This is a genomic window from Acinetobacter sp. CWB-B33, from assembly GCF_039655955.1.
Classification (GTDB): Bacteria; Pseudomonadota; Gammaproteobacteria; order Pseudomonadales; family Moraxellaceae; genus Acinetobacter; species Acinetobacter bouvetii.
On record NZ_JAGFEU010000007.1, the window covers coordinates 86,326 to 109,176 of the forward strand.

The window sequence follows — 22,851 nt, forward strand, 5'->3', positions numbered from 1 at the left end:
GGCGCCAGCCGAATTCATTTTTAAACCGATTAAAGGGTAAAAACAGCAGGCAAAAAAATACCCATCTTATGGGAAGACGGGTATATAAACTTTAAATTTTTTTCGTTGGTAGCGGGAGCTGGATTTGAACCAACGACCTTCGGGTTATGAGCCCGACGAGCTACCAGACTGCTCCATCCCGCATCAACGAGGTGCTCGTATACGCCCTTCGCACGCACAAAGCAAACTTTATTTGAAATATAGCCATTTACGGCATAAATTAAATAAAAAGTGTCTTAAAAACTAACCAGCTCCCGCTTCTGTTATAAAGCTTGGATGTAAAGCCTTGTATGAACTCAATCTTCTTTTTTCATTTTCCAAAAATAATTTAGGCTCTTCCGACCATACCGACTTTCTTGAATCAAGGCCTGAGTGGCTTAAAGCCCAATCAGAAACGGTGCCATACACAAACGTATTATCAGCGAAAACTAATTTTGTCTTCCTGCCCACGCTGCTTACAAAAACTTTATGTGTTGGCAATGACCCAAATGTACTCATTTGAGTACATAAGTATTTATAGATTTCAGACATAGAATAAGGTACTTGAACGACAAGCCCATTATACCATTTTAATCAGTTAAAAAGCCCAAAAGCTTCGCGGAGCGAGACGCTGCTGACAATCACGTCAAGCTTATTCAAGATCGTTTGAATTTTATCCTGAAGATAAATTTATTCACAAAAAGGTTGATTTAAAAATCAATGATGCAGATATTATGAATCGAAAATGGCTCCATAATGCAATTTTGATGAACATTATTATGACTCAATTTGGAGATAGCCAGCCCCGCTTTATAATAAAAGGCCTAGAGAATATACAGCGGCTTTAATGCTGCATTCCAAACAAAATCCACTCTGTGTAGGTTTTTCACCTATTTGTCTTTATAATTCATTCATCAATAACAGCAAGACAAAACCATGAAAATAAAAATACTCAGCACTCTGCTCATTACTTTGACAATCACCGGCTGCCAAAAGCAGCAGGCAGAGAATCCTGCAGAAAATCGCACGGCTAAAACCCAATTTGAAAAATCAGATGTGATTATCGGCAACTATCTGGATAGGCTCGACAACCCAAACACACCTAAAGCAGAGCAAATCAATATAATCTGCAAGGATTACCCTGCCGAATATAAAAACCATTATATGCCTGCTTTGTTGCAGCTGCAGCCTCATGACTACACAGAAACAAAGCTGCTGAATGACCTGGATATGGCAGTGAACTACTACAAAGAAAAATTAAACATCGGCTGCAGTTAAGGTTAATTCACTTGATAAAAAAACCGAGAATTTCTCGTTTTTAAAGATTAATGCAATTTATTCAGCAGCACATCCATAAGGGATGCTTTGAATACTTGGCCATGCTTTAAGTTGGGATAAATCAAAAATTTTGCATCAATACCCTGCTCATCAAAATTCGATAGTATTTTTCTGTTTTTATCGATTCCGTTCATATCAAAATTTGAACTTTGCTTTTCGCCATCATTCATTGAAACATCGCCTTCCATCAGCAATACATGCTTCTCAGTCGGCGCTTTAATTTTAACAGCATTAATTTTATCCATCATTCTATTATCGGCCCATGACAGTGATGGACTTGCCGCAAAGTAATGACTGAAATAATCCCCTGCCAGCAAGCTGTCCAATACAAATAGACCGCCATATGAATGACCCCATACAGCTCTCTTATTGGCATCCAATTTAACGTTTTGCTCTACCCACGGGGCAATATTATTTAAAAGCACCTTTCTAAATTCTGCACTTCCGCCGCTCATGCGCTCAGGGCTTCGCGGATCAGCTGCCGGTTGACCGGCAGCCATATCTGCTGGCGTGTAGTCTAAGGATCTCGAAGCAGATTCAAACGGCAAGTTTGTCTTATAGCCTATAGCGACCAACACTGGCGAATCATTTTCAGTTAAGGCTTTCAGTAGTGGATCATTCAGATGAGACATCACTGCGTTGCCATCCAGCATGAATACAGCAGGCAACTTTTGTTGAATATTTTGATTGGTCTTGGGGATACCTAGCCAAACTTTATATATCCGCTTATTATCGTTTGATGCAAACTCTTTGACTTTAAAGCTGTAATATTCGGAGCCCAATTCTGCAATATTGGCGCCAAGCGGTTTGATGTCCGGTTTTGCATGTGCCGCCACATTCATCCCCATGGCAAAAACGGCAGCCAATGAATAGGCCATTATATTTTTTAAGCAAAGAGTCATTGTTCATTTAAGTTCTAAGTCAGTTGCCACATACTACAAGGTATTAATTATCATTATCAAATGATAATTAATACCTTTACCTCAATATAAAGCGTAACCATTTTCTTCTATTCATCATTTACTCGGGCGAGTACCATATTATTTATAGACAATTTTTATTGGAGTAATTTATGCTTGAATATACATTCATTACAGCCATCATTTTACTGATCATTGTCCTGCTTATAATTTTTTATACAAAGAAAAAATAGCTTTGCTCATCTATCTTTTAATTATTCTGTCATCTTGTCCAGCTATGCTGTGTCTAAGGTTTGAAGGCTAAGCAAACCTGCAATAACTAAGTAACACCTATCTCACCCTATTTTATATAGGGTTTTATTTTTGGAACGAAGTCCACTAAATTAGGGTCAGTATTTATCAATCAACCCTACTGTTGCATGGCTTTCTTTTGCCGAATATAAATCAAAAGAACAAAAATAATTTAAATGACCCAATCCTCTTGGTTATAAAAAATAAGTTATCTTGGCTGTATAGCACAGGCAGCAAAAAAGAGCTGCAGTTAGGTGCAGACTGTATTTTAGTTGATCAACAAAGTAGAAAATGAAAGAAAACCTAGAGAATTCTGTGCAGATAAAAAAGGAGTTCTTTAGTTTAAAAAATATCATAATTTATTGTTTTTAAATACTTATTTAAAAAATAATTCCCACATAAAGCACCAAATTATTTAGATGCTGCGCAAAATCATTGTATAATGCCTTTTTCTTATGAAGTCTGGGCAAGCTAACTGCAATTGCCAGTTTCCGCAGTGAATTTCAAATGAGCACTTTATTACTGATAACCTCCTCGCCTACTTCTATTCATGCCTGGCATGCTTTAGGCCTAGCTCAGGCTTTGCAAAACAAGGAAGAAGAGTTCCGCGTATTTTTCTACCAGGATGGTGTTGCAGCAGCCAATGCCCTGCAATGGGTACCGGATGATCAGCGCAAACTGACGTCAGAATGGCAGAAACTTGCTATTCGCTTGCCGGTTTGCGTCAGCGCGGCATTGGCCCGCGGAATTACGGATCAGGAAAATGCCCAGCGGCACAATATTCAACAGCATAATCTTGCCGAAGGCTTCGAGCTGGTTGGCCTTGGTGAACTGGCCGATGCGGTTCAATCCTCGCAGCGGTTAATTCAATTTTAAGATCTAAATTTCCTAAAATTTGCAGCATTTAAAAGGTTGATTGTGTGAATACTGTACTTGTTATCTTAACCCAGCCGAACTTATCCAGCCTGCAGGTGCATGAAAGTTTGTCTGCCACAATGGTGCTTGCGACATTTGGCTGTGAGGTCAGGGTTTTACTGCAAGATGGCGCATTAAGCCTGCTGGCATCTGAACTTGAATTTAATCAATTGAAACATGCATTCAAGATTGCATCGAATATGGTCGACAGTTTTGAATTCTATGATCTGACGCCTGTGCTGATTGAAGAACAGCATAGAGACAATCCCTTTGTTCAACATTCAGCACAAGAGCTTGAGTTCACGGAGTTTAATGCCGCGCTCATTCAACAATTTGACCATGTTCTGTTCTGGTAAGCGGTGAAATATATGTCCGGCAAAAAGTCCTCAGAAAATACTTTATATCTTATACAAGCCAGCTATGCTGCGGCTCCATTGGCGCTTTCTAAATTGCGGCAGCTCTATACCAGCGGCAATCAGGTCGTTCTCATGGGCGAATCGGTCATGCATGCAGCGCATGAGGCGATTCAGGCATTGGAACACTGCTACGTGCAGGAATGTGAACAGCCGCTGCTGAATTCAGCTCCAGAGAATATTCAGCTGATTAATTATGAACAATTCGCAGCGCTGTGCCTGCAATTTACCCGCTGTATTTCTATCAAATAAATTAAATATCGGTTTTAGAAATGAACTTAGAACTCGACCAAGATGGTCATTTAGTCGATTACACCATTTGGAATGAAGCTGTTGCGCAAGAACTGGCAAAAACTTTAGAGTTGGAGCTGACTTCTTGGCATTTTGAAGTGCTGCAGGCCGTCCGTCAGTTTTATCAGCAATTTGGCCATTCACCTGCCACCCGCCCGCTGATTAAGTTTTTAATGAAAACGGTCAGTCCTGAAATAGACAATGCCCTTCTGCAGGATAAATTTAAAACAGGCTTAGTCGCACGCCATCTCAGCCGTTTGGCAGGTGTTCCAAAACCTGCAAATTGTTTATAAATGAATTAAGCACTTAAATATTTCAAGTTAAGCCTGTTTTTGCTCAGAATTTATCAGATTGTAATAGCTCCGGGTAAAAACCGGCTTAACCTGTTTGGCATGGACCTCTTCCCGGCATTCGGAACAGACCAAAACCGGATGAAATAATTCTCCGCAGCCTTGATGGATATATTGAACAGGCGCGCCGAGTCCGTCATCCATCCATTTATCCGCCCATTTTGACATAGACAGCAAGATTGGATACAGCTCAAGCCCTTTATCCGTTAAACGGTATTCAAAACGTTCCTGCCGGTCAAAATAAGCGGCTTTCATTAAAATTTCATGTTCAACCAAGCGCTTTAAACGTTCTGACAAGACATGGCGGGTTACGCCTAAATTTTGCTGAAAATCATCAAAACGGCGCATGCCCATAAATGCATTGCGCAGAATCAGCATGGTCCAGCGGTCACCTAATATTGATAATGTCCGCGCTATTGAACACGGCTGACTGCCGATATCGTCCCATTTCATGTTGATTAACCTGCTGCATGATGTATAAAGCTAAAATTAATGGAATAAATCTGTTTTGGAAAGCATAACTTGCTCAATCTTTTCATCTGAAAAAGTGCCTAAAAACGAATTTCATCCAAATGCCGCTCTATAATGTCCAGCCACGCGCGCGTTGCCGGACTCATCGCCACGGTCGTGTTCCATGCCATGCTGAGCGTCCAGTTCAAATTGGGATTTTCCAAAAGGCTGACATTATACTTTTGCTGATCCAGCTGATCGCAATAAATTTTAGGCAGCAATGCGATGCCGACATTGGATTCAACCATTTTAACAATAAAGTCCCACTGGCTGCTTTTACACACAACTTTAGGCTCAAATCCGACATAATTGCAGGCCTGAATAATCATGTTATTTAAAGTAAACGTATCGGCATACAGCATAAAAGATTCTTCTTTCAACTCGATTAAAGACACCTGTTCGCGGTCATGCCATTGTGACTGCCTGTGCGACAGCAGGCACAGCGGTGAGTTCATAATTTGAATGCCGCTCAAGAACGGTTTTAAATGTCCTAAAATAATGCCAACATCAATTCTTTTTTCAAGAATTGCGTCTTCAATACCTGCTGCGCCGACTTCAAAAAAACTCAATTCAATATTTGGATATTGACGGTGAAATTGGGCAATTAAAGCGCTCAGCAAAACGGAGCTGAGCGGCGGCAGGCCCAAAGTCAATTTACCCTGCTTTAACGCGCGAACTTGAGTCACTGTTTCAGTAATCCGCTGCTGTTCATTTAAAATGACCAAGGCATGCTGATAAATTTTTTCGCCGATATTGGTCATGACGGCTTCACGCTTGCGCCCAGCACTGCCTTTATGAAACAGAGGAACGCCTATTTCATCTTCCAGCTGGCGGATCATCTTGCTGATCGTGGGCTGCGTTACGCACAATTCTTCTGCAGCCAGGCTGAAGCTTTGCTTCTGCACAATAGTGACAAAAACATTTAATGCCTTAATATCCACCTAAATTATTCCAAATAAGCATAATTATTTTTTTATTATTCATAATTATTAACATGGGTCAATTTTAAAATAGCGTTATTCCAATTAATTTAGTCAGATATGTTCACTTTAAGGCAATACCCCAAATTCACACACTTGTTAAAAACAGCAGCACAGCTTGCTTTGCTGGTGCTCATTTGGTGGATGGGCGCTTTGATCCAAAGAAGTCTCAATCTTCCTATTTCTGCTGGGGTTATTGGACTGCTGCTGCTGACAGCAGCTCTACTGAGCGGCCTCTTCAAGCTGCAATGGATCAAACAAGGCTCGGATTTGATTTTAGCGGAACTGGTGCTGTTCTTTGTGCCGATTGTTGTCGGGCTGATTAAATACAAAGCGCTTTTTTTGACCCAAGGCTGGCAGCTTATTGTGGCTGTCGTTTTAGGAACTGTCTGCGTGATGGTCTGTACGGCTTATTGTGTGTTCTTTGGCTTTAAACTTGAATCAAAATTTAAAAACCATAAAAAACAGCAAGACGCTTCCAATCATAAAATAGTGCATGGCAAATAAAATGAACATCCTTCATATCAATTTTATGTCTGTCATCTGTTTGGCTTTAACGCTGATCGGCTATGTACTGGTGAAAAAGCTTCACCGCAAATTTCCATATATGCTGCTGTCGCCAGCCTTATTCGTGCCGTTTATATTAATCATCTTCATGCTGGTATTTCATGTTTCTTATGATACTTATATGCAAGAAAATCAATGGATTGTCTGGATGCTTGGGCCTGCAACCGTTGCATTCGCCATTCCAATTTATGAATACCGCCAAGTCATTAAAAACCATCTGTTTTCGATCAGCCTAGGTATTGTGGCCGGCATGCTGTCAGGTATTATCAGCGCATTTTATCTGGCCCAGTTATTCAGCTTTAATCAGGAAACAACCTACAGCTTAATGGCGCGGTCTATTTCAACACCATTTGCCATGGAGTTGACATCTCATTTAGGCGGCTCTGTCGAATTAGTCATTTTATTCACCATGATTACCGGTATTGCAGGCGTTGCATTTGCTGACCTTGTATTGGCTGGGTTGAAGCTGCATTCTAAATTTGCGCAAGGTTCCGCTTTAGGCAATTCAGCGCATGGCTTTGGCACCAGCAAGGCTTTTATGCGCCATAAAGAAGAAGGTGTAGCCGCCTGTCTCAGCATGGTGCTGGCAGGTGTTTTTATGGTGCTTTTAGGGCCTAGTTTAATTCACACTGCGGTATGGCTTTTAAATTAAGTGAGCATCACTGTTATCAATTTAAGTGCTGGTTCCCCGCAATTAAAATGCATGATCAGTATGCTATAAAAACTAACAATTGGTCTTTATACTCGCCTACCGGCAGATCTGGAGAGATCCGGTATGCCACATGCACATTAACAGTATCGCAGTTTTTAAGGCATGCGGCTGCGCGGCAGCAGTATTCCAGCTTAATCTCCGACCCTGCGATTAGCCATGCAGCTCAGTTCAGATTGAATGGTGGAGAAAGGCCCTGAATATGATTATCTTCTCGCTGCATTGAGCCATTGTCTGGCACGGCATTCTTGCTTTCCATATTTCACAAAAACTCATGCCCGCCTGCAGTCACCTCTTAAGGCAATGCGGTGCCATTTACGCCAATAGGATACGGGCCGTCTGCTGATGATCGGTAAATATAAAGCCGCTGGGCAGCTGATTTTGATTGCTGTCCAAAGGCATGAACTCGAACTGATGTGTATGAATTAATAGATAAATGCTGTTCTGTAAAAGCAAATACTAGCTTTCCTGCTGCTTAAAATTCATTAGTCATTAATATTGAAAATGGCCGTGTGAATAATTATTCGACTCATACGATTATTTACCCCATCATTTTCTGATCAATATATTTCATTTAAACAGCAAGATAAAAACTGCCAATCACAAAAGCCAATAAGCTGACACATTCGGAAATTTCAATACCGGCTCCAACGGTGTCCCCGGTAATTCCACCGATCCGCTGTATAAATTTACGGCGCAGGTAAAGCAAGGTGATTAATGTACTGATACTGGCAATCAACCCCAGCCATGAAAAATACCCAGACGCGGCAATTACTGCGCTAAACAGTCCCCATGAAGCTGTGCGCGGAATAAAATCAGCCATTGAATTGCCTAAACCCTTGGCGCGCACATATTGAGTTGTGAGAAATAAAAATAAAGGCGCCAAACGGCCTAAAATTGGAAAAAGAATAAGCGCGCTGTACAGCTGTTTTTGCAGCAGCAGATAAATCGCTGACCACTTTAATAAACAGATGATAATCAGGCTGAGTACGCCAATCGGCCCGCAGGCGGGATCTTTCATAATTTTCAAAGTCCGTTCTGCATCGCCAAAGCCGCCCACCCAGGCATCAGCAGTATCAGCCAAACCATCCAGATGCAGCCCGCCAGTCAGCCAAATCCAAATCACCAAAATTGAACTGGACAGCAGTATGGCTGGAATGGCCTGCAATATATAAGCAATTGCAAAAAGAATGACGCCTATCATCAGCCCGACCACTGGATAAAACAGCAAGGATTGGCCATTTTGCTGCTTGCTGGGCATTGCTTTTAATTGGACTGGAAATACCGTCAGAAATTGCAATGCAATCCAAAATGGCGTCATCTATGCTACTCACTTAAATAAATCGTTTCAGCATCCGGCATTTCAAAATGGCTTAACTGGCCCAGTTCTGCATTCATTTTTAAGATGTCATCCAGAGGCTGATTCAGCGCCTTGCATTTCAGCAGCTTAATCACACCGCCATGGGTCACAACCAGCGCCCGCTGATATTTATGGCTTTGCAAAATTTGAAGCATTTGCCCAAGCCCCGACATTACCCGATTTTCAAAATCCTGCATCGTTTCAGCATTTGGCGGGCTGAAACGCGTGGGCTGCAGCCAGAACCGTTCCAGCGCTTTCGGTTCAGTGTCATAAAGATGCTGTACTTCTACGGCTTCCCAGTCACCAAAATGCATTTCTTGCAGACTTGGCAAAATCATCAATTCCAGACCCAGCTGCTGTGCAGCCTGTGCCGCAAATTGGTGGCAGCGCTGCAGCGGCGAACAGACAATCACATCCCATTGCCGCTGCATTGCCAAAGACTGGTCTAATGTGCGCTGCATTTGCAGCCAGCCCTCAGCGGTCAGCGCATCATCAGTCGATCCGCGCAAAGTATGGCTTAATGCCGTTTTTCCATGCCGAAGCAGATCAATCTGAAACATCTGATTTACCAAATCCTTGAACTATTATGCCTGAATAGGATTAAACTTTTTCACCGGTTACTGCGGCTTCAGCAAAAGTGGCCATGTTATTGTGCAGGCTGCATGCCAGCTTAATCACCCCTAGAGATGCTCCCGCACCGCTGCCTTCACCTAAGCGTAAATTCAGTTTCAGCAATGGTTCAGCCTTCAGCTCATCCAGCAGGCGGCGGTGGCCATACTCTGCAGATTGATGCCCAAACAGCATCCAGTCATGGACTGCTGGATTCAGCCGTACAGCCACTAACGCAGATACTGTTGAAATAAAGCCATCCACCACAATAGGCAAGCCAATTTGCGCGCATCGGATATATGCCCCCGCCATGGCTGCAATTTCCAAACCGCCTACAGCACACAAAGCCTTGAAAGCATCTGTACCTACATAATCTTTATGCAGCGCCAAGGCCTGATCAATAACCTGCTTTTTATGCGCCAGCTGCTCAGCGCGAATCCCAGTGCCTACACCTGTCAGCTGCTCTGCTGGTTCATTTAATAAAAAGCAGGAGACAGCAGATGCTGAACAGGTATTGCCAATCCCCATTTCACCAGCAATATAAATCGAAGCGCCTTGTGCCAACGCTTTTTCAGCGCTTTGACGGCCTAAATTCACCGCATCTATGCACTGCGCTTCAGTCATGGCAAGCTGTTTAGCAAAATTGGCTGTGCCAGGAATAATGCAATGGCGTTCTACCCCGGCATATTCATAGGCATCACCTACTGAACCGCAGTCAATCACCTGCAGCTGGGCATGATATTCTTTGGCAATCACACTGATGCAGGCGCCGCCAGATGCAATATTCTGCAGCATTTGACGGGTTACCGCTTGCGGATAAGCTGAGATATTTTCTTCCATTACGCCATGATCGCCTGCGAAAATAGCAATCCATGGCAGTGTCACTTCTGGCTTCGCCTGATTTTGCAAAGCTGCCAGCTGTACTGCAGTACGTTCTAACTCAGACAATGACCCTGTCGGCTTAGTGAGTTGAAGCTGGCGCGCCTCAGCTTGCTGTCTTGCTTCTTCACTTGGCGTTTTGCACGCATCTAACCACCAGTTCATGCTTTATCTCCTTTCAAAATCATGGGAAAACCCGCGACACAAAATACAACTTTGTCAGCAATCTGCCCCAATTGCTGGTGCAGGCGGCCGCTTTCATCCACAAATTTACGGCTGATTTGCCCCATCGGCACAACGCCCAAACCTGTTTCATTGCTAACCAGCAAGATCTCGGCCTGCAATACAGGTAAAACCTGCAATAATTGAGCGCATTCATCTGCTTGAATGTTCTCATCTTTTTGCATTAAGAGGTTGCTCATCCACAGCGTCAGACAGTCCACTAAAATCACGTGCCCCGCTTGGTCCAGCTGCTTCAAGCGCACTGCCAAATGCAAGGGCTCTTCCACCAATGTCCAAGCTGCAGGGCGCTGTGCCTGATGGTGCGCAATACGTTCCTGCATTTCATTATCCCAAGCCTGAGCCGTTGCGATATATGTAACAGGCTTGTTCGATGCAATAGCGGTCTGTTCCGCTAAGCGGCTTTTACCAGAACGCGCACCGCCTAAAATGAATTGAATCATAAGCTGTCCAGATTAAATTGCTGATGTGCTGAAAGCGGCCCTTGCAGCTGCTGCGCTGCATAGGTGCCAAAAGTCAGCTGCTGCACATCGATCTCAAAAGTGCGCTGCTCGATTTTCTGCATGCGCAAAAACACATCATTGCTGTTCAAGGCATGGCCATATAAGCCAATTGTAATATGCGGGCAATAGCTGAGCGGCGCAATTTCGTTTGAACATTGATAAAACTGCCGGCGGATTGATTTTAAAATGCCTTGGCTATCTTCTACTTCAATAAACAACGCGCTTTCAAAACTGTTGATTTTGCCTGTTTTCAGTTTAAACGGCGAAAGGTTCAGCTTTTGCAATTGGAGCGTCTGCGCATCTAACTGCTGAAAGTTAAAATCGTCGTCGAATTGCTTATATTGTTCCCAAAAACCGCAGATAAATAAAGTAATATGAAACTGGCGGGTGTTGGGCTGAAATAAAAAATCTGAAAATTCCGCACGAAGCTGCTCTAAATAATTGAGCAGCTCAGGAGAATGAACCTCTAAATACCAGAGGGAAAATGCGGTACGGCCTTTATGCCACTCAGGATAGTTGTGTGCAAGCGTTGGCACCACTGGCGTTGAAGGCAAAAGAAACACACGCACATCACAATGAAATTATTTCATATATTTAAGCATGAATGTGAATAATTAGGATGGCTTGTTGCTTTAGCAATATTCATTTTGAACTGAATTTTATTCATTCTGCAAAAAGACTTCTATGCAATCACTCAGCAATCCCACTGAAATTTGAATATAACGGAAGCACTTAAACTGCTTGCCTTATTGCTGATACTGCCCTTTTCCCATTCATTTAAAAAATACCGATGAATGCAATCTACTCCTTTGCCATCTGAGGCTGTGCATTAGTGAACTGCGCTTTGACTGCAAAATAAGCCATCAGCGCAACAACATTGAAAATTAAAAAATAATAGGGATAAGCCGAATGCCATTGATACAGCCCTGTACTGATCAGCGGCCCCGCTACAAAGCTAAGCGCCTGTGTTGCTGTGCACAGGCTGGCAATTTTAGCCTGCATGGCTTGCGGCGCGGTCTGGGCAGCGCCCGTGGTAAAGGCAGGAATCAAACAAGCTACGGAAATACCGTACAGCACATAAGCTGCTTGAAAAATATGCAAGTGCTGTGTAGTCACTGAAATCAGCAGCCCAGTGAGCATGGTGATTAAACCAACCCAAAGCAGCCGCTGTACTGGCCATTGCAGATATTTAGAGATTAAGCTTTGCATGGCAACCAATGAAATCCCGACAATCAGCGAACATTGCGCAAATGATACTGCTCCCTGCACAATACCCGTTTTGAAATGATCCTGAATATAAAACCCTGCCGTTAAATTCAAGGTAACAATAGCTAAATACAGGCTAAAACCCAGCAGCAGCCATGAAAAGCATTGCTTAAAACTGAACTGAATGCCATCCTGTAAATTGACCAGCTGCTGATTTTCAAAGTTCAGCACTTTCAGTTGCGGTGCTGTTTCTTCACGATCAAAAGTGAATACAATCACAGCGCTAATGCCGGCAAGTATCAATATTGCGGCCCATAACGGCGCCAGCATCCCTTGAGACAGCAGCAGCGTTGTCAAAAGCGGCCCAAAAACCACTCCGACACTATTCAGTGCGCCAAATTTAGACATGCTTTGCGCACGCGCCTGTTCATTGCCATAGCGGGTCATCACATATGTTTGCAGCGCGATTTGCGGCATGGCCATAAATAAGCCGGTACTGGCGCGAGAAATCATCAGCAGTGTAAACAAAACCAATAAAGAAAGATGTGCAGCCAGCCCATACATCAATACCCCAGTAAAAACACCCCAAGTCACAGCCATGCCAACAAAGCCGATGCTCAACAGCTGAAAAATGGAGTATTTTTGCTGATGCTTGCTGATATAGATTGCCGCTATAGCCATAAGCAATGCGCCGATAGACACCATGGCGCCGGCTTGCAGTTCAGACAGCCGCAGCTTGCGCACCAGCGGCGCCAGCATCGGTAAAATCATGGAAAAGCTTGCGCCATTGGCAAGGCTGGCTGCAATAAAAATTTTATTATTTTGATTCATTATTTTAATCATTTACAGGGCTGACATGGTTATAAAGCAAAAAAGGCAGCATGCGCCAGCTTTTTTCGATGCATTGCATTTGGCGCTAATGGCTTAATACAATGCATGCTTCAGGATATCCATAGGTTCTGCCCTGCGCGGGAAGGATTGAAAGCGGGTCATGGACTTGCCATCGGCATTCCAAAGGTGATACACGCCAAGGCCTTATGTGCTGGCCGTATTTTTTCTTTAGCAGAGATACCTCACAACAAATTAATAGTCTTACAAAAATATATTATTAACTAAAAGACCCCGCTATCCCTTCATTTAGTGGGGTCTCTATTTTCTAACTATGGTTTAGGTACAGTTAATTTAATTGTTTATAGGCCCATTTAATAAACCTATCCTTATCTCTAAATAAAGGAACATTGAGTAAATTGATCTGAGTAACATTTCCAAATTTTCCACGCAAACTGCTTGGGCTCGAAATGATAAAATCAGAAACTGCCCCTAAATGCGCTTCTTTAAAGAAGTCTAAAACCTGATTATGAGGACTTTTTTTATTGAATCCCTCGCGCTCAATAAGAAATTCATATATTTGATATAAGACATATAGTTCGAAATCTTTATTCATGGCTAATTATTCACTTATTCTTAAAATAAGCAGTTAAATTAACTTATTGCCTTAGCTATAAAAATTGCATAAAAACTCAAAAACATAATAATTTATGTTTTTACTATATGTAAAAAACAATTTATATATTATGTATTTAAATTATAAAATATCATTTAAACCCAAAATTTATTTTTTAATCATTGGTAAAATGTTACTAGTTGAAACACCATTTATTAATTCAGAAGATCTAAACGATAAACTTACTCAATGCAGGATTTGTTAATTGATTAAGACTGTATTTTGATCGCGCATTATTATGCAAAAAACCCACTAAAATGATAAACTTTTAATTAACGCTGGCGCTTTGCATACACTTTTCAGTCACTCGTTTTTTTATATCAACATTTAAAATTTAAAGCAGCCTTAAAATATCCAAATTTAAATTATAGCTTGGGTAGATGTCCTGCCTAATACTGTAAATTTATCTGCCACGTTGTGATGCAATATCTCATGATTTCGTCCGTGTTTACCTTTTAGCGATGCATAAAACAGATCGAAAGATTGCCCACGACTCACCAAAGCGCGGCTGTAAGAAGGCCCATGGGATAAGATAGATTTTAGATGCAGGCTTAAGTTTGGATCATTTCGTAATTAGTAAATGTCCACTTTTTGATATGGCTACAATAAAACCTATCTTATGATCGTTCAAATTTCAAAAATAAATGAGCCCAGATGGATCTCTAGGCTCAAAGGGATGATTTAATCAATTAAGCCCATATGCTGTTTTCTGCTGCATGTTTTTGACGGTGCTTCGCTTTCAAATAAAACCAAATAAAGAGCGCTGCGAAAGCGATAGCAAAGATATCAATCCACCATAACGATGACATTGAAGCCCATATACCCAGCTGAGGAAATATCAGTGCGATGAAAGATGTCAACGGCAGGCAGCACAATACCAATGCAATGGCAAATAAAAGCTGCGGCAATGCTTTCCCTGCGCCAACCGTAAAACCATATACAATGCTCAGTAAAAAGACCGCATAATAACTATACAAAAACAAATGATTTACACTGCTTAATTCTGCATATAGAACATAGCCCCAACGGCCAATTAACATGCTGCTCACTACGGCAAAAATACAGCCTAAACATGCCCCAACTGTAAGATTGGCAATCGCCATAACATCCTTACGCTGCTTTGGCGGCGCTGACTCAATATTTTTTTGCCGTTTCAGACGCGATTCAATCCAGAGTAAATTGCCAGAATAAAAGAGGAAAGCGCCGCCCAAACCTAAAATTAAATATAACCAGCGCGTGAGGTTTCCACCATAATTACCAAAATGTAAACTAAACATCGAGCGGACCACTTGATCCATCGCTGTTGCATGTGTATTTAAATTGTTGGTATTTAATGGTTTATTTAAATAAGGATTAAACATCATGACATCAAAACGGTCACCGCGCAGCATTTGATCTGCACTGTATAAATTAACGCGTGCAGACGCTTTTTCGGGCACATCTAAATTATTGAAGCTGATTGAACTGACCTGATATTCAGGTGCTTGCTGCTGAATTTTTTCCAGCAGTTTTTCAATATTTAAAGGTTCAATAGGCTCTGCAATCTTAACAGCTGGCGGCCGCGCAGGCTTTTCCTTGGCAATTAATCTATCGATCGCATCATAAAAAACATCATGAAAGGCAAAAGAAATAACGGTGACACTGATAATAATATGAAACGGGAAACTGGTGATTCCAACCACATTGTGGGCATCCAGCCAAAACCTTTTTTTATTTTTACCGGCACGAATTGCAAAATAATCCTTCACCAAAGTCGGCAATAAGATGATTAAACCTGTCATTAACGCTAGAAAATACAAGACACAAATGATCGCCATCACATACACACCTATGGTGTGATGGCCTAAAGTCCCTGGAATACCTGCCGTTTCATGCAGCTGCTCGATCAGCCAGCCCAATTTCGACAAGTTTTCTTGTTTAACCTGCAATGCGCCATCTGCATTTAGGGTGGCGAGCATACTTTGCTGATGTGTGTTGAAATCATGATCATCCTGCCCTTTCAGTACAGGTGTTTGCCACTGCATTGGCGCATTATAAAATTCTTTGGAATTAAAATTTAATTGGTAACTTTTTCTTGTTTCTGGATATTGTGCCTGAACTTGCTGAATAAGCGGATCATATTGAGCTGCTGAAATGGGCTGCAACTGCTGCTGTGGCGGTGTTGCCCATCGGCTCAAGTCATGCTGAAACATGCTGAGGCCGCCAGCAAAGAAACAGATAAATAAAAAAATCCCAGAGGTAATTCCAGCCCATGTATGCAGCGTTTTAGCATGGCGAATAATATCAGTACGCACTTTCATGTCATCAACCTCGCATCCAACATAAAATGCCGTAAGCCAAAATATTCAATACCGTAAAAATTAAAATGGACTGCCAGCCTTTGGGTATAAAGTACGCAATAAAACATACAGGCAGCCAAATCCAGGGAATAGACCACATGCCTAATTGCGGCGCCAAACTTGGGCTTAGATTTTGAATGGCCCATAATGTAATAATTGATGCGCAGAATAAGGAAAAAATAAAACCTAAGCATATTCCAGCAAAGGATTTTGACCACCAGTCAGATTGAATTTTCTGTTGAAAAAATGAGTTCATGGGCTATTCTTTTTAATCATCAGCGGTATAAATGGTAAAAATGTCCACACGACCAGCATGGTTAACAGCCACATATAAATTGCAGCGAGCTTAGGCAAAGCTGCTAAAAAAAGAAGCAGCGATAAAACCACACAGCCAAGGCCAATCCAACGATAAAACGGTGGCAAAACCGCCTGAACCAAGCGCTGGTTTGGGTGCGTGCAATACAGCAAAATGCTGCCAATAAAAACAAAAGAAAATGCAAGGAATTTCAAAACTTACACCCTTTAAAAATGGAAAAATACGAGATACCGTTCCAGCCATTGGAAGATATCCCGTTTCTTGCGTTTAGAATTTCGTTAACACTAAATATTCTTAGAGATTAGAAATCAAAACTCACACCCAGTTTATAAGTACGGCCTGCGCCTAATGTGGTAAAGCCGCTGTTGAATACACCCGCCCAATATTTTTCATTCGTCACGTTATCTACATTGGCGCGGAAGGTTGTATCTACTCCGCCAATATTGGCCGTATATTTCGCGCCTAAATCAAGCAAAGCATAATCAGGCAATTCTAAGGTATTGGTATTATTTAAATATTGATTATCCACATAGGTGCCGCGCGCATTAAAGCTTAAGCCATCCACATAGGGAAGTTTATATTCAACACCCAAGCCAGCAGTAAATTCAGGCTGACCTTCAACGGTATTCCCTGAGATATCTACCTTGCCATTCATCCCTTTCTTATATTCAACATCAATATAGGCCAAGTTGCCCCAGACAATTACATCATCAGTCACGTTGCCAGAGAAACCATATTCAACCCCTTTCGAAGTTGTTTCACCGCCATCGGTGGTGATTTGGGACACACCATTGACCGTCGTTGCATAAAATTCTGTGATCGTACTTGGCTTATCAATTTGATATGCCGCTAAAGTGTGCAGCCATGAACCATGCTGATATTTTGTACCCACTTCATATTGCTTGGTTTGGAACGGCGCAAAAGTTTTGCCGTAATTTGCATCTAATGTATTATTTACAGTACTGCCTTGTGATAAACCTTCTACATAGCTGGCATAGAATGATAAATCTTCACTCCATGGCTTAATGACAATCCCTAAACTCGGAGAGAGCTTATCTTCACTATATTTCGTATTTGTACTAGTAATTACGCCAGTTCTATAGTTTCGAGTGTAACTCGTACTATCGACATCGATATCTTGATAACGCAGCCCCAAAATGAATTGTAATTTATCATCCAGCATCGACATTTGGTCGGTTAAAGTGTAGCTGACATATTCATTGTCTGCTGTTGGTAAAACCTCTGGTGTATCAACAGGCATTGATCCGCCTGCACTTGGGTTATATAAGTTGGTTATAAAAGTTATAGGCTCTGAGCCTTGACCAGCTTGTGCATCTTTTTTAATTTTTAAATAGTCCGTACGCAATCCCACGGTATGTGAAATAGCACCTGTATTAAAAGCACCCTCTAGACCTAAATTTGCTGAGGTATTATTTTGCTTCATATTGACATGATAGTACTGTGAGTTCGCATCGCCTGCATCATTGGTCACAATCATGCGTGTACCAAAAATATGCCCTTGATACTTTTGCTCAACAGTTCCAGCACCAGCAATCACTTTCAAGTTATCCAGCAGTTTATATTCGCCAGACAAGCCAATATATTGCGCGGATTGACGGCCATGAATGTTCGGGAAGAAATTACTCTTGCCATCTGGCGCATCCAGTACTTTACCCAATTGCGCAAATGACACCATCGCAGGCGAGCCGCCATCACGCTTGTCTTGGGTGCTATATGCATCCAGATTGATTTTGGCTTTATCCGTGGTCCAATCTAAAGCCAAAACGGCCGATGTGCTTTCGTCTTCCAGACCCTCAACAATGTGTTCGCCTTGGCCATGGTTCGCACTTAAACGTGCGCCAAATTCTTGGTTCTCACCAAAGCGGCGTGAAATATCAAAACCTGATTTATAATAGCCTTCATCTTCAAAATTAGCGCTCACGCGGGTAATGTCTTTATCCGCCCGCTTCGTATTGGCAATAATGACCCCGCCAACGCTGCCGCCAGGCGCCATGCCGGCAATCAATGCATTTGGACCTTTTAATACCGTCACAGAACTTAAAATATCGGTCGTGATACGTCCTGTTGGCGCCATGCCATAGGCCCCATTTAAATTATAATCTTCCCAAGTAATGCCAAATCCGCGCATATTAAAATTTTCATTTAAATGGCCTGTATTGGTTGTAGTGCGAATGCTTGGATCAATTTTAAGGACATCCATCATTGAGTGAGCATGTGAATCTTGAATGGCTTGATCACTGTAGTTACGAATCGTAAAAGGCGTATCAAGGACATCTTTTTCACCCAAAATATTCAGCGTTGCTTTGGTTTTAAGTTTCCCCGTCACATCAGTTTCTTGTGAGTCCGCTTTGACTACAATTGTCGGCAGTGACACAGTTTCTTCAGCCATTGCAAAAAATGGAGATGCAGCTAGAGATAAAAATAAAATGGTTCTTTTCAAAGTAATTTCCCTCATTAAAAAATGATTTTCTAATGGTTGGATACTATACAAATAAATGATAATCATTTCCATTAATAAATCATAATAATTATCATTAATTTATATTTTCTCAATTGCGCTATGATTTATATTATGCAATTTAAAAAATTCCGAAGAATTTTGTTTATATGGCCAACAGCCTCATGTTTTGCAATTAAATGCTCTTGAATAAAAAAGCCCCAATCTTAATATCTAAGGCTGGGGCTTAAAAACAAATACTATTATTATTCTAAGTAAAATGTTCTTAATGGCGGATAGCCATTAAATTCAACCGATGCATATGAAGTCGTATATGCGCCCGTACTCAGCCAATATAAACGGTCCCCCATTTTCAGGTCTTGCGGCAATTGATACGGTACTTTTTCATACATAATATCAGTCGAATCACAGGTTGGGCCTGCTAAAACAACATTGGACTTCGGCGCGTTATTTTGCATTTTGGGCGTATAAATTGGATATTTAATCATTTCCCCTAACGTTTCAATCAGGCCGTTAAAAACTCCGACATCGGTATAAATCCAGCGCTTGTCATCCTGTTCTGATTTATTCGAAATGAGCACAATTTCAGAGACAATGACCCCTGCATCCCCCACCAAAGAGCGACCAGGCTCTAAAAACAGCGTGATTTTCCGCTGAAAGTTTTCATTGATATAATTTTTAATGCGTTGCGCGTAATCCTGAATAGTGTCTATTTCTGCTAAATACTGTGCAGGAAATCCGCCGCCCGCATTAATCAATTCCAATTGAATGCCATGCTGCTGCTCAAGCGTATCAAAAACTTCTTTCACAATTTTTAATGCAGTTCTCCAGACTGTCACATCATTCTGCTGGCTCCCTACATGAAATGAAACGCCATAGGGCTGAAGTCCCAGCTGCTTTGCTTTAACCATCAGGTCAATTGCCATTTGGGTATCACAGCCAAACTTGCGTGATAATGGCCAGTCAGACGTCGTGCCTGATTCCACTAAAACACGCACAAAGACCCGTGAATTGGGCGCAAACTGTGCAATTTGCTCTAAATCCGCTTGTGCATCGGTGACAAATAAACGCACGCCTTGATCATAGGCATACTTCACATCTGCCGCTTTCTTAATGGTATTGCCAAAAGAAATCCGCTCTGGTGAAATGCCGCAGCCAATCACGCGATCCAATTCATACACTGATGCAACATCAAAATATGAACCCAATTGATCTAGGCGCCGCAGCACTTCACAGCTCGGATTGGCTTTCACTGCATAAAAGATATGCGCCATGGGGAAACTTTGCTGAAGTTCCTGATATTTAAATTCAACACGGTCTAAATCAACCACTAAAAATGGACTTGGCTTATGCGCAGCAAAGTCTTGAATTTTTTGCCATTGTTGAGATGAATAATAATTATTTAACTGCATGGAAGATCCACTCGCGTTACTTACCGCATTTAACGAAAATGGCCTTTGGCTATTGAAATTGGCTAGGGCCGTTTAATAAAGTGATCAATCCTAAGATTAATCATTCGGGTTATATCATTGCATTATGCTGGATTGCGCTTTAAACGATCCTGCCAATCAGCCAGCGTCGGCTCTTCAACCAAATCCTGAAATTCAATGCTCACACCCAATTCACGCCACTGACCAACCAGCGTCATCAAACTGACTGAATCCAGCCCGAGCATAAATAAATTGTCATCATTTTGAATTTCACTGGCGTCTATTTCCAATTGTTTCGCAATGGTTTGACGAAGCCCCTCCAAAGTCAAAGCAGCCTGACTCATCGTACAATCTCCGTTTGAAGTTCATTTAAGACTGTTGCGGTATCTACCACTTTGGCACAACGCCCAGCCGCATATTTCAATGCCATTTCATGTTCTTCTAAACTGAAATCTGCCAGCGCATCGCCCACTAAAAAGGCCTGCATATCCAGCATAAAGGCTTCAGCCGCTGTCAATAAGCAGCCGATATGCGCATAAACACCGCAAATGATCAGCTGGTCTCGGCCTGCATCTTTAATGCGCTGTTCAAAATCACTTTTCTTAAATGCGCTGTAACGCCATTTGGTCAGAACGGTATCCTGCTCTTCAGGCTGAAGGCTTGGAATAATTTGTACCATATTGAGATCTGCTGCCAAGCCCTTACCCCAAAAATCAGTCAGCAGCTGGCGATGCTCTGAGCTTTGATCGCCCGGCTGCGCGGTGTAATACACAGGAATGCCGACCTTATGGCATTGATCAATTAATTGACGGCAATGCTGTATCAATTCTGGAATAGGCGCCTGTGTTTGATCATAAAAATCTAAGAAGTATTGCTGCAAGTCATGCACTAAAAGTACGGCGCGGCTTGGGTCAAGCGTCCAATTCACTTTATTGCTTGGAAATTGCTGTACTTGCGGCATTGGATAACTTGCGATACGCGGAATAGCCATGGTTTTACCTATATATTTTATAAAATGTGTGCTGCAGCTAAACGCTGTCTGAGGGCTTTTTTATCTATTTTTCCCAAAGCGGTATAAGGCATGTCTTCAACAAATTCAATATGATCTGGAATTTTATAAGTTGCCAAGCCATAATGTTGAACATATTGCCGAAGCTGCATGCTTAGCCGTGTTTGACTGGGGTCTTGCCCATCTATGCGCCATTGAATATAGGCGCAGCTTTTTTCACCCAGCATCGAATCAGGCATAGAGACTAGTGCTGATTGAATGACTTGAGGATGCTGATTAAGCACTTGCTCTACTTCTTCAGTGGCAATTTTTTCACCGCCACGGTTGATCTGATCCTTACTGCGCCCCTCTACAATAATGTTGCCTGCAGCATTGATGCGGACTAAATCACCCGTGCGGTAGAAACCATCAACCGTAAATGCGTTACGGTTATGCTCAGGCGCATTGTAATAACCCCGAATGGTATAAGGCCCTCGGGTTAAAAGATGCCCAACTTCACCTATCGGCAGCTCTTGGTCTTCATCATCCACCACTTTGATTTCATCGTCCTCACTGATGCGGCTGCCTTGTGTCGAGATGATTTGCTCAATATCGTCATCATAACGGGTGTAATTGACTAAACCTTCCGCCATGCCAAAGACCTGCTGTAAGCGGCACTGATATTGTTCAGTCAATTGACGCGCCAAAGCATCGGCTAGCCGGGCTCCCCCAACTTGCAGTACCGCAAGGCGGGGAAAAATATTCTCCTGCCCTTTTTTCACGGCCTCAGCCCAAGATGCGGCTAAAGCGGGCACTAAGGCAGCATGAGAAATTCCATGCTTTTTGATTAAAGCAAAACATGCTGCTGCTGAAGGATCTTGTGATAAAACCAGCGTGCCGCCAGAATAAAACAGCCCCAATGAACCGGCAGAACTCATGCTGAAATTATGCGCAACAGGCAATACCATCAACATTTTGGTTTGCTGATTCAGCTCACAAATGTCTGCACTGGCGCGGATACTATATAAATAGTCATCATGCGTACGCGGAATCAGTTTTGGCGTACCTGTGCTGCCGCCGGAAAGCTGGAAAAATGCCACATGGCGTGCCGTCAATTGCGGCGGAACGATGCGCTGCATTTGGGGCTGATCCGTCTCAGGCCATGCATCAAAATCACCGGCATCCCCCACAACAATGACGCGCTGCAAACTTTCACACCGTTTCAGACATTCATGCGCTAACCTGCGGTAGTCAAAACCCATAAATTTATCAGCGCAAATATAGAGCTTTGCATTGGTTTGACCAATAAAATGACTGACTTCAATGTGACGATGCGCGGGCAAACTCATGATTGGCCGCATACCAATACGCAGTGCGCCAAAATAGGCAATAAAGAACTCAGCAATATTCGGGAGCTGAATCACTACGCTATCGCCCAGCTGATAACCTTGTTTGCTTAAATACACCGAAAACGCATCTATACGCTGCTGCAAATCCGCATAACTGAACTGGCGGGCGCCACAAATAAGCGCAGTGTTTTGGCTGTATTTTTCAGCACATTCAATAAAGAAATCACTAAGAGTTTGCCCCTGCCAGTAGCCTTTGGCTATATATTTTTCTACAAACTCAGGCGGATATTGCACAATACCGTCCCAGAGATGCTGTGCGTTCGTTGCTTGTTTAAACATGACACTGC

The 22,851-nt window shown here is 42.3% G+C and carries 25 protein-coding genes and 1 tRNA gene; 7 read left to right on the forward strand and 19 right to left on the reverse strand.

The genetic code is table 11. From position 1 onward, the window contains the following. Positions 1–106 precede the first annotated feature (106 nt). Positions 107–183, reverse strand: a tRNA-Met gene (locus JZ784_RS16020). 99 nt (positions 184–282) lie between these two features. Further along, on the reverse strand, positions 283–570 hold the full coding sequence (locus JZ784_RS16025; protein ID WP_346315560.1) for a hypothetical protein: 288 nt from the start codon (positions 568–570) through the stop codon (positions 283–285). A gap of 384 nt (positions 571–954) precedes the next feature. Here JZ784_RS16025 and JZ784_RS16030 point away from each other — a divergent pair, with 384 nt between their 5' ends. Continuing rightward, on the forward strand, positions 955–1,296 hold the full coding sequence (locus JZ784_RS16030; RefSeq protein WP_346315561.1) for a hypothetical protein: 342 nt from the start codon (positions 955–957) through the stop codon (positions 1,294–1,296). A gap of 47 nt (positions 1,297–1,343) precedes the next feature. Here JZ784_RS16030 and JZ784_RS16035 read toward each other — a convergent pair whose 3' ends face one another. Further along, positions 1,344–2,234, reverse strand: coding sequence for an alpha/beta hydrolase-fold protein (locus tag JZ784_RS16035; protein ID WP_346315562.1), 891 nt, complete (start codon positions 2,232–2,234; stop codon positions 1,344–1,346). Between the two features lie 840 nt (positions 2,235–3,074). On the opposite strand from JZ784_RS16035, the gene tusD reads away from it, so the two are divergent. From tusD to JZ784_RS16055, 4 genes are read left to right on the forward strand one after another with little or no spacing between them, the layout of a single operon-like run. After that, positions 3,075–3,443 carry a sulfurtransferase complex subunit TusD gene (tusD, locus tag JZ784_RS16040; RefSeq protein ID WP_346315563.1) on the forward strand — a complete coding sequence of 123 codons (369 nt, stop codon included), beginning with the start codon at positions 3,075–3,077 and terminating at the stop codon, positions 3,441–3,443. A gap of 44 nt (positions 3,444–3,487) precedes the next feature. Next, positions 3,488–3,838 carry a hypothetical protein gene (locus JZ784_RS16045; protein ID WP_346315564.1) on the forward strand — a complete coding sequence of 117 codons (351 nt, stop codon included), beginning with the start codon at positions 3,488–3,490 and terminating at the stop codon, positions 3,836–3,838. A gap of 12 nt (positions 3,839–3,850) precedes the next feature. Beyond that, complete coding sequence (locus JZ784_RS16050) at positions 3,851–4,147, forward strand: hypothetical protein (RefSeq protein WP_346315565.1); 297 nt, start codon at positions 3,851–3,853, stop codon at positions 4,145–4,147. Between the two features lie 20 nt (positions 4,148–4,167). After that, positions 4,168–4,479: a TusE/DsrC/DsvC family sulfur relay protein gene (locus tag JZ784_RS16055; RefSeq protein WP_005009615.1), complete on the forward strand. Its 312-nt coding sequence runs from the start codon at positions 4,168–4,170 to the stop codon at positions 4,477–4,479. Between the two features lie 27 nt (positions 4,480–4,506). On the opposite strand, the gene JZ784_RS16060 is transcribed toward JZ784_RS16055, so the two are convergent. Further along, positions 4,507–4,989 carry a helix-turn-helix domain-containing protein gene (locus JZ784_RS16060; RefSeq protein WP_346315566.1) on the reverse strand — a complete coding sequence of 161 codons (483 nt, stop codon included), beginning with the start codon at positions 4,987–4,989 and terminating at the stop codon, positions 4,507–4,509. 98 nt (positions 4,990–5,087) lie between these two features. After that, the gene (locus JZ784_RS16065; protein ID WP_346315567.1) at positions 5,088–5,987 is read right to left on the reverse strand and encodes a LysR family transcriptional regulator; all 900 of its coding nucleotides are present in this window, start codon (positions 5,985–5,987) and stop codon (positions 5,088–5,090) included. Positions 5,988–6,086: 99 nt separating this feature from the next. On the opposite strand from JZ784_RS16065, the gene JZ784_RS16070 reads away from it, so the two are divergent. Continuing rightward, positions 6,087–6,533, forward strand: a complete 447-nt coding sequence (locus JZ784_RS16070; RefSeq protein ID WP_346315568.1) for a CidA/LrgA family protein — start codon at positions 6,087–6,089, stop codon at positions 6,531–6,533. 16 nt (positions 6,534–6,549) lie between these two features. After that, on the forward strand, positions 6,550–7,245 hold the full coding sequence (locus JZ784_RS16075) for an LrgB family protein (RefSeq protein ID WP_346315612.1): 696 nt from the start codon (positions 6,550–6,552) through the stop codon (positions 7,243–7,245). A 631-nt stretch (positions 7,246–7,876) separates the two neighbouring features. Here JZ784_RS16075 and JZ784_RS16080 read toward each other — a convergent pair. The 14 genes from JZ784_RS16080 to JZ784_RS16145 form a co-directional block, all read right to left on the reverse strand. Continuing rightward, complete coding sequence (locus tag JZ784_RS16080) at positions 7,877–8,623, reverse strand: adenosylcobinamide-GDP ribazoletransferase (protein WP_346315569.1); 747 nt, start codon at positions 8,621–8,623, stop codon at positions 7,877–7,879. Positions 8,624–8,628: 5 nt separating this feature from the next. Continuing rightward, on the reverse strand, positions 8,629–9,222 hold the full coding sequence (locus tag JZ784_RS16085) for a histidine phosphatase family protein (RefSeq protein WP_346315570.1): 594 nt from the start codon (positions 9,220–9,222) through the stop codon (positions 8,629–8,631). 40 nt (positions 9,223–9,262) lie between these two features. Continuing rightward, positions 9,263–10,315 (reverse strand): nicotinate-nucleotide--dimethylbenzimidazole phosphoribosyltransferase, encoded by a 1,053-nt coding sequence (cobT, locus tag JZ784_RS16090; RefSeq protein WP_346315571.1) that lies wholly within the window; start codon positions 10,313–10,315, stop codon positions 9,263–9,265. After that, a complete protein-coding gene (gene cobU / locus JZ784_RS16095; protein WP_346315572.1) occupies positions 10,312–10,833 on the reverse strand; it encodes a bifunctional adenosylcobinamide kinase/adenosylcobinamide-phosphate guanylyltransferase in 522 nt (173 codons plus the stop codon). The genes cobT and cobU overlap by 4 nt, the downstream gene beginning before the upstream one ends. Further along, positions 10,830–11,456, reverse strand: coding sequence for a 2'-5' RNA ligase family protein (locus JZ784_RS16100; RefSeq protein ID WP_346315573.1), 627 nt, complete (start codon positions 11,454–11,456; stop codon positions 10,830–10,832). The genes cobU and JZ784_RS16100 overlap by 4 nt, the downstream gene beginning before the upstream one ends. Before the next feature lie 238 nt (positions 11,457–11,694). Further along, entirely contained in the window at positions 11,695–12,930 is a 1,236-nt protein-coding gene (locus JZ784_RS16105) for an MFS transporter (RefSeq protein WP_346315574.1), read from the reverse strand. A 1,362-nt stretch (positions 12,931–14,292) separates the two neighbouring features. Continuing rightward, the gene (locus JZ784_RS16110; protein ID WP_346315575.1) at positions 14,293–15,903 is read right to left on the reverse strand and encodes a PepSY-associated TM helix domain-containing protein; all 1,611 of its coding nucleotides are present in this window, start codon (positions 15,901–15,903) and stop codon (positions 14,293–14,295) included. Between the two features lie 4 nt (positions 15,904–15,907). Continuing rightward, positions 15,908–16,198, reverse strand: a complete 291-nt coding sequence (locus JZ784_RS16115) for a hypothetical protein (RefSeq protein WP_346315576.1) — start codon at positions 16,196–16,198, stop codon at positions 15,908–15,910. Between the two features lie 90 nt (positions 16,199–16,288). Then, the gene (locus JZ784_RS16120) at positions 16,289–16,501 is read right to left on the reverse strand and encodes a hypothetical protein (protein WP_346315577.1); all 213 of its coding nucleotides are present in this window, start codon (positions 16,499–16,501) and stop codon (positions 16,289–16,291) included. A gap of 58 nt (positions 16,502–16,559) precedes the next feature. After that, on the reverse strand, positions 16,560–18,734 hold the full coding sequence (locus tag JZ784_RS16125; protein WP_346315578.1) for a TonB-dependent siderophore receptor: 2,175 nt from the start codon (positions 18,732–18,734) through the stop codon (positions 16,560–16,562). Positions 18,735–18,982: 248 nt separating this feature from the next. Beyond that, a complete protein-coding gene (locus tag JZ784_RS16130) occupies positions 18,983–20,149 on the reverse strand; it encodes a type III PLP-dependent enzyme (RefSeq protein WP_346315579.1) in 1,167 nt (388 codons plus the stop codon). 122 nt (positions 20,150–20,271) lie between these two features. Further along, a complete protein-coding gene (locus JZ784_RS16135; protein ID WP_346315580.1) occupies positions 20,272–20,511 on the reverse strand; it encodes a phosphopantetheine-binding protein in 240 nt (79 codons plus the stop codon). After that, entirely contained in the window at positions 20,508–21,158 is a 651-nt protein-coding gene (locus JZ784_RS16140) for an isochorismatase family protein (RefSeq protein ID WP_346315581.1), read from the reverse strand. The genes JZ784_RS16135 and JZ784_RS16140 overlap by 4 nt, the downstream gene beginning before the upstream one ends. Positions 21,159–21,175: 17 nt before the next feature. Then, entirely contained in the window at positions 21,176–22,843 is a 1,668-nt protein-coding gene (locus JZ784_RS16145) for an AMP-binding protein (RefSeq protein WP_346315582.1), read from the reverse strand. Between the last annotated feature and the right edge of the window lie 8 nt (positions 22,844–22,851).